Annotated in this window: 10 protein-coding genes; 6 read left to right on the top strand and 4 right to left on the bottom strand. The window is 71.1% G+C overall.

Annotated features, from left to right (window positions below):
- Positions 1-6: 6 nt before the first annotated feature.
- From ACFZDJ_RS21660 to ACFZDJ_RS21650, 3 genes are read right to left on the bottom strand one after another with little or no spacing between them, the layout of a single operon-like run.
- On the bottom strand, positions 7-3,522 hold the full coding sequence (locus ACFZDJ_RS21660) for a 5-oxoprolinase/urea amidolyase family protein (protein WP_391060819.1): 3,516 nt from the start codon (positions 3,520-3,522) through the stop codon (positions 7-9).
- Entirely contained in the window at positions 3,519-4,124 is a 606-nt protein-coding gene (locus tag ACFZDJ_RS21655; RefSeq protein ID WP_097283982.1) for an urea amidolyase associated protein UAAP2, read from the bottom strand. The genes ACFZDJ_RS21660 and ACFZDJ_RS21655 overlap by 4 nt, the downstream gene beginning before the upstream one ends.
- Entirely contained in the window at positions 4,121-4,945 is an 825-nt protein-coding gene (locus ACFZDJ_RS21650; RefSeq protein ID WP_391060816.1) for an urea amidolyase associated protein UAAP1, read from the bottom strand. Before ACFZDJ_RS21650 ends, ACFZDJ_RS21655 begins: the two co-directional genes overlap by 4 nt.
- A gap of 328 nt (positions 4,946-5,273) precedes the next feature.
- Here ACFZDJ_RS21650 and ACFZDJ_RS21645 point away from each other — a divergent pair, with 328 nt between their 5' ends.
- The 6 genes from ACFZDJ_RS21645 to ACFZDJ_RS21620 all read left to right on the top strand — a co-directional run bounded on the left by ACFZDJ_RS21645 (position 5,274) and on the right by ACFZDJ_RS21620 (position 10,851).
- Entirely contained in the window at positions 5,274-5,900 is a 627-nt protein-coding gene (locus ACFZDJ_RS21645) for a TetR/AcrR family transcriptional regulator (protein ID WP_168490158.1), read from the top strand.
- A gap of 290 nt (positions 5,901-6,190) precedes the next feature.
- A complete protein-coding gene (locus tag ACFZDJ_RS21640) occupies positions 6,191-7,810 on the top strand; it encodes an ATP-binding protein (protein ID WP_391060814.1) in 1,620 nt (539 codons plus the stop codon).
- Positions 7,807-8,214: a roadblock/LC7 domain-containing protein gene (locus ACFZDJ_RS21635; RefSeq protein ID WP_168507523.1), complete on the top strand. Its 408-nt coding sequence runs from the start codon at positions 7,807-7,809 to the stop codon at positions 8,212-8,214. The genes ACFZDJ_RS21640 and ACFZDJ_RS21635 overlap by 4 nt, the downstream gene beginning before the upstream one ends.
- Positions 8,211-8,648, top strand: coding sequence for a DUF742 domain-containing protein (locus ACFZDJ_RS21630; RefSeq protein ID WP_101406124.1), 438 nt, complete (start codon positions 8,211-8,213; stop codon positions 8,646-8,648). Before ACFZDJ_RS21635 ends, ACFZDJ_RS21630 begins: the two co-directional genes overlap by 4 nt.
- Positions 8,629-9,249, top strand: coding sequence for an ATP/GTP-binding protein (locus tag ACFZDJ_RS21625; protein ID WP_168507521.1), 621 nt, complete (start codon positions 8,629-8,631; stop codon positions 9,247-9,249). Before ACFZDJ_RS21630 ends, ACFZDJ_RS21625 begins: the two co-directional genes overlap by 20 nt.
- A gap of 120 nt (positions 9,250-9,369) precedes the next feature.
- Positions 9,370-10,851: a cytochrome P450 gene (locus ACFZDJ_RS21620; protein ID WP_391060812.1), complete on the top strand. Its 1,482-nt coding sequence runs from the start codon at positions 9,370-9,372 to the stop codon at positions 10,849-10,851.
- A gap of 16 nt (positions 10,852-10,867) precedes the next feature.
- On the opposite strand, the gene ACFZDJ_RS21615 is transcribed toward ACFZDJ_RS21620, so the two are convergent.
- Positions 10,868-11,815 (bottom strand): pseudouridine synthase, encoded by a 948-nt coding sequence (locus ACFZDJ_RS21615; RefSeq protein WP_390934106.1) that lies wholly within the window; start codon positions 11,813-11,815, stop codon positions 10,868-10,870.
- Between the last annotated feature and the right edge of the window lie 6 nt (positions 11,816-11,821).

Below are 11,821 nucleotides of genomic sequence, written 5' to 3'. Positions count from 1 at the left end.
GTGTTTTCAGCTCGCGGGTGCCAGGACCACCAGTGCTGTGCCCGCTTCCACCTGGGCGCCGGGCTTGGTGAGGACTTGTTGGACCACTCCGTCCATCGGGGCGGGCACCCTGGACTCCATCTTCATCGCCTCCAACGCCAGCAGGGGCTGGCCGGTCGTCACCCGGTCGCCCGGCTTGACGTTCAGTTGCCACACGGAGGCCGCGAACTCGGCCTCGATCAGGCGGCCGCCCGCGGGGACGGTCACCTCGGCGGCGGGCGCCGCGGGTGCCGACGCGGCGTCCGCCCGGTCGAACTCGCCCGCCGCCTCCCAGGCGTCCCGCTCGGCGGAGAACGCGGTGCCCTGCCTGGCCCGGAACTCCGCGATGGATGCGGAGTGGCCGGCGAGGAAGGCCTGGTACTCGGCGAGTGAGAAGACGCCCTCCTCGATCCGGGGCACGAAGCGGCCCGAGATGATGTCGGCGCGCAGGTCGAGGAGTTCGTCGGGCTCGACGGCGTACCACTTGATGCGGTCGAAGAAGCGCAGCAGCCAGGGGGAACCCGGCTCGAACGCACCGCGCTGCTGCCACCCCGACCACACCTGGGTCGTACGGCCGACGAACTGGTAGCCGCCGGGGCCCTCCATGCCGTAGACGCACAGGTAGGCGCCGCCGATGCCGACCGAGTTCTCGGCGGTCCAGGTGCGCGCCGGGTTGTACTTGGTGGTCACCAGGCGGTGGCGCGGGTCCAGCGGGGTGGCCACCGGTGCGCCGAGGTAGACGTCGCCCAGGCCCAGGACGAGGTACTCCGCGTCGAACACCGTGCGGTACACGTCGTCCACCGAGTCCAGGCCGTTCACGCGGCGGATGAACTCGATGTTCCACGGGCACCAGGGCGCGTCGTCGCGGACGCCCGCCATGTAACGGGCGATCGCCTCGCGGGTCGCCGGGTCGTCCCAGGAGAGGGGGAGGTGCACCGTGCGGGAGGGCACGACCAGTTGGTCGCTGGGCGGGAGTGTTCGGGCTATCTCCCGCACCGTGGTGAGGAGTTCGTGTTGCGCAAGCCTGCCGGGGTCCGTCTGGATCTGGAGGGAGCGGATACCGGGGGTCAGGTCCGTGACGCCGTCGAGCGCGGCCTCGGTCACGGCTTCCATCAGCGCGTGGACCCGCATGCGCAGCGCCAGGTCCAGTTGCAGCGGTCCGAATTCGACCAGCAGGTTGTCGTCGCCGCTGCGGCGGTACGTCACGTCGCCGTCCCGTGCGAGCACCCCGCCGTCGACGATCGCGGGCCGCTGGGAGCCGTCGTCGGCCAGCGGTGCGAACCGCACGGTGTCACCGGGCCGGAACTGGCCGAGCTTCCAGCGTTCCGTGCTGACGACCGTCGCCGGGCAGACGAAGCCGCCGAGCGAGGGGCCGTCCGGGCCGAGCAGCACCGGCATGTCGCCGGTGTAGTCGACGGCGCCGACCGAGTACGGCGTGTCGTGGATGTTGGACGGGTGCAGGCCCGCCTCGCCGCCGTCCGTGCGCGCCCAGCGGGGCTTCGGGCCGACCAGCCTTACGCCCGTGCGCGCCGAGTTGAAGTGGACCTTCCAGTCGGCGGCGTAGAAGTCGTGGATGTCGTCCTCGGTGAAGAACTCCGGTGCGGCGTGCGGGCCTTCGAGCGCGCCGACCCGCCAGCTGGAGGAGAACCCGGGGCGGTCGCCGGCCGGTACCGGCGCCCCGTGATCCGTCGCCGAGCCGCCGTGCAGTACGTCGCCCGTCCTCAGGGTGCGGCCCCCGTGTCCGCCGAACCGGCCCAGCGTGAACGTGGAGGCGCTGCCGAGGAACGCCGGTACGTCCAGGCCCCCGCCCGCGAAGAGCACGTAGGTGCGCAGGCCGTGTTCGGTGGGGGAGCCGACCTCCAGCAGGGCCCTTGCCGGTACCGTCACCGGTTCCCACTGCGCGACCGCAGCGCCGTCCACGGTGACCCGCGCCGGTGCGCCCGTGACGCAGACCGTCGTGGCGTGGGTGAAGCGCAGGGCCGGCCCCTGGAGGGTGCACTCCAGACCGGGTGCCCCCTCGTGGTTGCCGAGAGCGCGGTTGCCGAGCCGGAAGGAGAGGTCGTCCATCGGGCCGCAGGGGGGCACGCCCACCTGCCAGTAGCCGGTGCGGCCCGGCCAGTCCTGGACCGTGGTGAGGGTCCCGCCGGAGACGACCTCGATGCGCCGAGTGGGATCGGTGACTCGGGCCAGCGTCGCCGTCGAGTGCGTCGCCCGCCGGAAGGACGGGTCGGCGAGAGCGGCCCGCACCAGCCCCAGGTTCGTCTCGATGCCGTCCACCCGGGTCCTGGCCAGCGCCTCGTCGAGGCGTTGCAGCGCGTGCGCCCGGTCCTGGCCGTACGCGATGACCTTCGCGAGCATCGGGTCGTACGACGTGGTCACCTCGGTGCCCGTCTCCACCCAGCCGTCCACGCGGACGCCGCCGGGGAACTCGACCCGCGTGAGCAGGCCCGCGCTCGGCCGGTGGTCGCGCGAGGGGTCCTCGGCGTACACCCGGGCCTCGACGGCGTGACCGCGCGGTGCCCCCGGATCGCGGACGACCTCCGACTCCCCGCGCGCGAGGCGCAGCATCCAGGCGACGAGGTCGACACCGTAGATCTCCTCGGTGACCGGATGCTCCACCTGGAGGCGGGTGTTGACCTCGAGGAAGTACGCCTCCTCGCGTGCGGCGTCGTAGACGAACTCGACGGTTCCGGCGGAGCGGTATCCGACAGCGGCACACAAGTCTCGTGCGCAGGAGGCCAGTTGGGCGCGCACGGTGGACGGCAGACCCGGTGCCGGGGCCTCCTCCAGCACCTTCTGGTTGCGGCGCTGGAGCGAGCAGTCCCGGTCGCCGAAGGTGACGACCCGGCCCCGGCCGTCGCCGAAGACCTGCACCTCGACATGGCGGGCGTGTTCCACCAGCCGCTCCAGGAAGACCCCGGCGGAGGAGAAGGAGGCCGCGGCGACGCGCTGTACCCGCTCCCACGCCTCGGTCAGTTCATCGGCGGAGCGACATGCCGACATACCGATGCCACCACCACCGCCGGTGGCCTTCAGCATGACGGGATAGCCGATGCGGGCGGCCGCCTCCAAAGCCTCGGCGAGACCGGGGAGAAGTCCCGTACCCGGTGCCAACGGCACCCCGGCCGCCTCCGCCGCCGCCCGCGCCGTGTGCTTCGCCCCGAACAGCTCCAGCTGCTCCGGCGTCGGACCCACGAACACGATCCCGGCGTCCTCGCAGCGCCGCGCGAAGGCCGCGTCCTCGGACAGGAAGCCGTACCCGGGGTGGATCGCCCCGGCCCCGGTGTCCTTGGCCGCCTTCAGGACGAGGTCGGCGTCGAGATACGACTCCTTCGCGGGCGCGGGCCCCAGCCGTACCGCCTCGTCGGCGAGCCGGACGTGGGGTGCGGAGCGGTCGGCGTCGGAGTACACGGCGACCGTGCGCAGGCCGAGTTCGCGGGCCGTGCGGATGATCCGTACCGCGATCTCGCCGCGGTTGGCGACCAGCAGGGTGTCGAAGGTCATCCCGTCGCCCCGCTCGCCTCGATGGTCATTTCCACCGCGGTCGGCTCGAAGCCGTTGCAGGGGTTGTTGATCTGGGGGCAGTTGGAGACCAGCACGAGAACGTCGCACTCGGCGCGCAGGGTCAGCGTGAGCCCCGGAGCCGAGATGCCGTCGACGATGCCGAGGGTGCCGTCCTTCTCGACCGGCACGTTCATGTACCAGTTGATGTTCGAGACGAGATCGCGCTTGCCGAGGCCGTACTTGGCGCCCTCGGCGAGGAAGTTGTCCACGCAGGCGTGCTGGGACCAGGTGTGGTGGCCGTACCGCAGGGTGTTGGACTCCTTGGAGCAGGCGCCGCCGACCGTGTCGTGCCGGCCGACCTCGTCCGCGACCACGGTCATCAGCGGGGTGTGCTCGTTGGACATCAGCACGCTGCCGGTGGTGAGGAAGAGGTTGCCCTGCGCGTGGATCGTGTCGGGCGCGCTGTAGCGGACGGTCGTGTCGTGGGCGTCGTACACCAGGAAGTCGACGGCCTGGTTGCCGTGCAGGTCGGTGACGGTGAGCGTCTCTCCGGTGCGGACGACGGCGGACCAGGCGGCCCGGGCTGGAACCACGGTCTTCATGCGATCCCCCTCGCGGCAAGGAACTCGGTGGTGTTCAGGAAGGCGCGGCGGCCCTCGGGCGTGGCCTCCCACAGCGGGTCGCCCGGCGCGGTCGCGGCCGCGCGCCAGGCGAGGACCTCCAGCGCAGTGCTGACGTACTCCGTACGGGGGTCGGCGGGGTGCGGCACGTTCGCGATCAGCACGGTCACGTCCTGCTCGGCGCGGAGCGTCACGCTGCCGCCTGGGCCCGCGGAACCGGTGAAGTCCAGTGAGCCGTCGTCGCGGACCTCCACGCCCTGGAAGAAGGAGAGCGAGGGCGGCAGGTCGCGGGGTTCGAGGCCGTTCTTGGCGGCGGCCAGCTTGAAGAGTTCGCGACCGGCGGGGGAGGCGGACTGCGGGGTTCCGTCGCCGTAGCGCTGGGTGTTGCGGACGAGGGTGGAGGTGCCGCAGAGCGTGTCGTGGCGGCCGGAGGTGTCGGTGACCAGGGAGGCGAGGACGCGGCCCTGGTCGGAGAGGAGCAGCTGCCCCTCGCCGAGGTAGGCGTTCCACTGGACCTTGACCGTGTCCGCCACGTTCAGGCGTTCCCAGGGGCGGTCGGCGGCGTACAGGAGCAGGTGTGCGCAGGCGTCGCCCCTGAGGTCGGTGAGCCTGAGTTCCGTGCCGCGGGCCAGCACCTTGTGCGTGTAGTTGCCGGCCGCCACCGTCTCCGCCCACACCAGGTGGCCCGCCTCGCAGGGGGGCGCGGGCCAGGCGCTCGCCGGGACGACGGGCATGGCCTCCGTGTGGGAGCCCTCTTGCGCCCGGGCGTGGGCACGGGCTCCGTAAGTGGTCGCTGTCGCCATCGCGAGTCCTCCGGCTCCTGGGTGGTTTCTGTCGCTCGACAGAAATTAGGGGCGGGGCGGGTCGGGGCCGTGTCCCGAGTGTTGCCGGACGGTTACCGACCCCTCACGGGTCGCTCGGCGGGATTGAGGGTGCGGGTCGCTCCGCGGGTTCGAGGGCGCGGGGTGCTCTGCGGGCTTGAGGGTGCGCGTTGTTCGTGGCTGGGCGCGCGGTTCCCCGCGCCCCTGGTGGGTGGGGCGTGCTGCGGGTTTGGAGCCGTGGGTCGTGCGGGGCTGGGCGCGCAGTTCCTCGCGCCCCTTGGGGGCGCTGTCGTGTGCGAGGATCGAACGCATGGGAAGTGGTGGTGGGCGACGGGTCGGGCGGCCTCGGGCCGCGCAGCGGCCGGACAGCGGGCTGTCGCCGCGGGACGAACTGCTCGACGCCGCCGCCGAGTTGTTCACGACGCGCGGGTACGCCGCCACGACCACCCGTGCCGTCGCCGAGCGGGCCGGTATGCGTCAGGCGTCGATGTACCACTACGTCTCCGGCAAGGAGGAGTTGCTCGCCGAGCTCCTGGAGTCGACCGTCACCCCCTCGCTCGCCTTCGCCCGGGAGCTCCTCGCCGACGACGCGACCCCGCCCGAGAGCCGGCTGTGGGAGCTGTGCCGCACCGACGTGGAGCTGCTCTGCGGGGGCCCGCACAACCTGGGCGGGCTGTATCTGCTGCCCGAGGTGCGCGCCGAGCGCTTCGCCGGCTTCCATGCCGTACGGGCCGAGTTGAAGGACACCTACCGGCAGTTGCTGGCCGCGACCGCGGCAGGTGGCGCGCTCGTCAAGAGTGAACTCGATCTGCGGACGGATCTGCTGTTCGGCCTCATCGAAGGGGTGATCCTCGTGCACCGGTCCGACCCCGAGCGGCCCGTGTCCGCCTTCGCCGAAGCAACCGCCGACGCGGCGCTGCGGATCGCCGGAATCTGACGTACCGCCCTGTGGAGGTGCGGTTTTCGTTTGCCCGTACGCCGCTACTCACCGTGTGCGAACGAAGCCTGAGCGTGTAAACGGCCGAGAGTACTCCTGTCGTACGGGCGATTTCAGGCGGTTGCTGAATATGACACGGCGATGATCCGGTCGGACTAAGCTCGCCCGCAGCGCACCGAGTTGAGATGTATTCGTGCGCTTGTTCCCAAAAGTTCCGAAGATTCGGTTTGACCACGCAGTTTCCCCCACGAACTCCCCCTACCCCAGCCGATTTGTCTCAGAGGGCATACATGGTGAGTGTTCAATCGCCTCCCGGTGGCCGTGAACTTCCCTACGCGCGCGTGCTGTTGCCGCCGGCCATACTGATGGCCGCGGTGACCGGGGCCGCCGTCGCCCTGGTGACGGGCCCGGCCCGGGCCGCCGTCGGCTGGTGCGGCGGCATCGCGACGCTGCTGGTGATCGCGGTCGCTGCCGAAGCCGTACGTCGTGGCCGCGTCATCCGTGCCGTGCGCGCCGAACTGGCCCGTCGTACCGCGTACCTGGAACAGCGCATCGCCTCCCACGACCAGGACATCGTGCGCTTCCACCACGAGGTCCTGCCCGCCGCGATCAGGCGCATGAACCGCGGCATGAACCCCGACTCGGTGGCGCTCCGCTTCGGTGTCGACGACCCCAGCCTGCCCCAGATCTCCGAGGTGGAACGGGACCTGCTGGGCACCGTCCTCCAGCTGCTGGACACCGAGAAGCTGCTGCTCGACTCCTCGCACCGCTCCTTCGTCAACATCGCCCGCCGCGTGCAGGCGATCGTCCACCAGCAGAACAAGGAACTCCGCGAGATGGAGGAGGACCACGGGCGCAACCCCGAGGTCTTCGACGACCTGCTGCGCATCGACCACGGCACCGCGCTGATCGGCCGCCTCGCCGACTCCATCGCGGTGCTCGGCGGCGGCCGCCCGGGCCGCAACTGGCCCAAGCCCGTGCCGCTGTTCAGCGTGATGCGCGGCGCGATGTCCCGCATCCTCGAGTACCGCCGCATCGAGCTGCACTCCATCGCCGACGTCAACGTCAACGGCATCCACGTCGAACCGGTCATCCACGCGGTCGCCGAACTCCTCGACAACGCGACCCGCTATTCGCCGCCGAACAGCAAGGTGCACCTGACCGCCCTCAAGGTGCAGACCGGTGTCGCCATCGAGATCGAGGACTCCGGCGTCAGTTTCAGCGACGAGGCCCGCGGCAAGATGGAGGAACTGCTCCGGCAGGCCGCGGCCGGCACCGACCTCCAGGTTCTCGGCGAGGCCCCCCGGCTCGGCATCTCCGTCGTGGGCCGGCTCTCGAAGATGTACGACATGGCGATCGCGCTCCGCCAGTCCGCGTACGGCGGTGTCCGCGCGGTCGTCGTGGTGCCGAGCAACATGCTCACCAAGGACCCCGCCGCCTCCCTCGCCCACGGCATCGGCGCGAACTCCACCGCGACCATGGACACCGACGGGGTCGAGGGTCCCAACCGCAAGCCGAAGAAGCGCCGCCCGACCACCGGACCCCGCCTCCCCGAGCAGGGCGACGGGTCAAGGGAGGACGACGCCCCCCTGGTCACCGAGTGGACGCCCAACGGCCTGCCGCAGCGCCGCAGCCGGGTCAAGACCCCGCTCAGGGAGCGCTACGCCGAGGCCGCCCGGATCGCCGCCGAGGAAGCGGCGGCGGAGGCCGCCGCCGCGGCGCCCTCCTGGGGCACCGTGCCCGCCGCCCCGAAGAAGCAGGAGAAGGCCAAGGAGAAGGAGAACGAGAAGCCACCGGGGCATTGGGTCGAGGCGTTCTGGGAGGGCCTCAAGCGCGACCCGGACCCCAACGCGTTCACCGGCAAGAACCAGCCGGCCTCGGAGGCCGACGACGAGGGGGACCTCAAGTGATCCATCAGCGGGACAACTTCGACTGGATGCTCAGGGATCTCGCTGACGGCGTACCGGGTATCCAGCAGATCGTGGTGCTCTCCGCCGACGGACTGCGCATCGCACGCTACGGCGGCAACCCGGACGCCGCCGACCGCGTCGCCGCGGCCTGCGCGGGCCTGCAGAGTCTGGCCACGGCGGTCGCGAGCGAGGTTCCCAGCAGCAACGGCACGATGAAGATGGTCCTCATCGAGATCGACGGAGGCTACTTCTATCTGATGTCCGCCGGGGCCAACGCCTATCTCGCGGTCCTCGCCAACCAGATCGCGGAGCCCGGCCTCATGAGCAACCGCATGAGCGACCTCGTCGCCCGGATCGGTGCCCATCTGACCAGTCCGCCGAGGCGCAACGGGCAGACCGTATGACTCCTCCGCAACGCCGGCGGCGATACCCCAAGGAAGAGTTCACCGAGCCTCCCCAGGAGCGGCCTCCCCAAGAGGGTGAGGAAGACGGTGAGGAAGAGGACCCCAAGAACCCCGGGCGCCTGTATCTGCTCACCGGTGGGGGCGAGGCGGGCGAGCGGGCCGAGCTGGACCTGGTCACCTTAATCGTGGCGCGCGCCGACGCGCCGACGCCCACCACCCAGCCGGAGCAGTCGGCGCTGCTCCGGCTCTGCCAGGCCCCTCTGTCCGTGGCCGAGCTCTCGGCCTATCTCAATCTGCCGTTCAGCGTGGTGACCGTCCTGCTCACCGAGCTGCTGGCGGCTGAACTGGTACAGGCACGCGCCCCGATCGTCCGCTCGGCGCTGCCCGACCGTTCCCTCCTCGAAGCGGTGATGCATGGACTTCAAAAGCTCTGAGACGATCACCGGCCCGCGCGCCGAGGACCATCTGCCGCACTCGGCGCAAGCCGCCGTGAAGATCGTGATCGTGGGCGGGTTCGGAGTCGGCAAGACGACCATGGTGGGTGCCGTCAGCGAGATCAAACCGCTGACCACCGAGGAGACCATGACGCAGGCCGGCATCGGCGTCGACGACAACTACGGCTCGGAGACCAAGACCGCGACCACCGTCGCCATGGACTTCGGCCGCATCAGCATCACGGAAAAACTGGTGCTCTACCTCTTCGGCACCCCCGGCCAGGAACGCTTCTGGTTCCTGTGGAACGGCCTCTTCGAAGGCGCGCTGGGCGCGGTCGTACTGATCGACACCCGCCGGCTGGAAGTCAGCTTCGATGTGATCGGCCGTCTGGAGGAGCGCGGTGTGCCGTTCGTCGTCGCCATAAACACCTTCCCGGACGCGCCCAACTATCCGGTCGAGGAGCTGCGCACCGCGCTCGACCTGCCCGAGGACATCCCGATCGTGCAGTGCGACGCGCGCCGCCGGGCCTCCAGCCGGGACGTCCTGATGACGCTGATGCACTTCCTGTACTCGCTCACGATGAGCCAGGCCCGCACCTGATGCCCGCGGCGGCCGCCCTTCCCGTCCCAAGACACCGGACCACCCCCAACAACCCGGACACCCCCAAGAACCCGGACACCCCCAAGACACCGGACCCACTTCAGTTTCGGAGCGATCACCGTGACGTCTGAATCCCACTTCCCGGCCGGTACGGACGACCGTACGCTCACCCCGCCGCCCGGCTGCCCCGCCCACGGCCTCGGTCCCGGCGGACTGCACCGGCTGTACGGCCCCGAGGCGGACGACCTGGGAGACCTGTACGAGAAACTCCGTCAGGAGCACGGTGCGGTCGCCCCCGTCCTGCTCCACAACGACGTGCCGATCTGGGTGGTGCTCGGCCACGCCGAGAACCTGCACCTGGTGAGTTCCCCCACGCACTTCTCCCGGGACAGCCGGCTGTGGAAGGCCGTCCAGGACGGCACGGCCGGCGCCGACCACCCCCTCGCGCCGCACATCGCCTGGCAGCCCATCTGTTCCCACGCCGAGGGCGATGAACACCTGCGGCTGCGCGGCGCGGTCATGGGCGCCATGTCGACCATCAACCACCGCACCATCCGGCGGCACATCAACCGTGCGACCCAGCTGCTCGTCAACCGGTTCTGCGAGAAGGGCCGGGCCGACCTGGTCAGCCAGTTCGCCGAGCACCTTCCGATGGCCGTGCTCTGCGAGATCCTCGGCATGCCCGACGAGTACGACGACCGGCTGGTGCAGGCCACCCGCGACCTGCTCAGGGGAACCGAGACCGCGATCGCCAGCAACGAGTACGTCATGAACATCCTGATCCGGCACACCGCCCGGCGCCGGGCCGAGATCTCAGGGGACTTCACCAGCGTCCTGATCAACCACCCGGCCCAGCTCACCGACGACGAGGTCTCCCAGCATCTGCGCCTGGTGCTGCTCGCCGCGTACGAGGCCACGGCCAACCTGCTCGCCAACGTGCTGCGCGTGGTGCTCACCGACCCGCGCTTCCGCGCCCAGCTGAACGGCGGCCAGATGACGGTGCCCCAGGCGGTCGAGCAGTCCCTGTGGGACGAGCCGCCGTTCAGCGCGGTCCTCGGCTATTTCGCCAAGCAGGACACGGAGTTGGGCGGCCGGGAGATCCGCCGGGGCGACGGTCTGATCCTGGGGATCGCGCCGGGCAACATCGACCCCAAGGTGCGTCCCGACCTCAAGGCCAACATGATGGGCAACCGCGCCCACCTCGCCTTCGGCGGCGGCCCCCACGAGTGCCCGGGCCAGGACATCGGCCGTGCCATCGCGGACGTCGGGGTCGAGGCACTGCTGATCCGGCTGCCCGACGTCGAACTCGAGGGCGACGAGGACGAGTTGCGCTGGCGCTCGTCGATGTCCTCGCGCCACCTGGTGGAGCTTCCGGTGTACTTCGCGCCGCAGGCGCCGCAGGACGTCGAGGACGTGCCCTCCATCAACCCCGTGCCGCGGCAGCGGCCGAGCCTGGAGGTCACGACGGACGAGCCGACGGCGGCGCCCGCCCCGGCGCCCGCCCCGGCGCCCGTGGCCCCTCCCGCCCCGCCGGTGACACCCGAACCCGTGCGCCGTCTCGGTGCCTGGCAGCGCTTCCTGCGCTGGTGGCGGGGCTACTGAGCCCGGTCGCAGACGATCACGCCTCCTGGGCCCAGTCGTCGTAGGAGGACCAGGCCCGCAGCACCCGCCCACTGACGAACCGGTGCGCGCGTCCCGTGACCGGATCGGTGAACTCCAGCACCCGCGCGAGCAGTTGGAGCGGACGCCGGAAGTCGCCGGCCGGCACGGGGCCGGTCACCACCGGGTAGAGCGGATCGCCGAGGATCGGCACACCCAACGCGTTCATGTGCACCCGCAGTTGATGGGTCTGCCCGGTGCTCGGCAGCAGGCGGTAGCGCCCGAGTCCGTCGTGGTGGTCGGTGAGTTCGACCTGCGTGAGGGCGTTCGGCTCGCCCGAGACCTCGCGCGCGGCCAGCACCCCGCGCTCCTTCACGATCCGGCTGGTGACCGTCCGCGGCAGCGCGAGCCCCGCGTCGCACGGGGCCACCGCCTCGTACTCCTTGCGGACCAGCCGGTCGCGGAACAGCGTCTGGTAGGCGCCGCGCTCCTCGGGCCGCACGGTGAACAGCACGAGCCCGGCGGTGAGGCGGTCCAGCCGGTGGGCGGCGCCGAGCGTCGGCAGGCCGAGCTCCCGCCGCAGCCGGGCCAGCGCGGTCTCGGTGACATGGCCCCCGCGCGGGGTGGTGGCGAGGAAGTGCGGCTTGTCGGCGACGACGATGTGCTCGTCGCGGTACACCACGTCGAGGGCGAACGGCACCGGTTCCTCGTAGGGCAGCTCCCGGTGGAACCACACGAACATCCCCGGCTCGTACGCCGCGTCGGGCGCCACCGGCCGTCCGTCGGCGCCGACGATCAGCCCGTCCCCGAACATCCCGTCGATCACCCCGGCCCCCGCCGCGAGCCGCTCCACCAGATGCTCCCGCACGGTGGCCCACCCCCCGTCCTGCGGCAGCCTGACCCGCACGGGGTCGACTCCCTCGCGCTGCGGCAGGGGGGAGGGTGGGATCCGGGGTCTGCGTCTCACCTGGTC

Origin of the sequence: Streptomyces sp. NPDC007896 (genome assembly GCF_042959425.1) — a bacterium.
Classification (GTDB): domain Bacteria; phylum Actinomycetota; class Actinomycetes; order Streptomycetales; family Streptomycetaceae; genus Streptomyces.
Note: the sequence above shows the minus strand (reverse complement) of the source record. Positions and strands in the feature narration are given on the sequence as shown.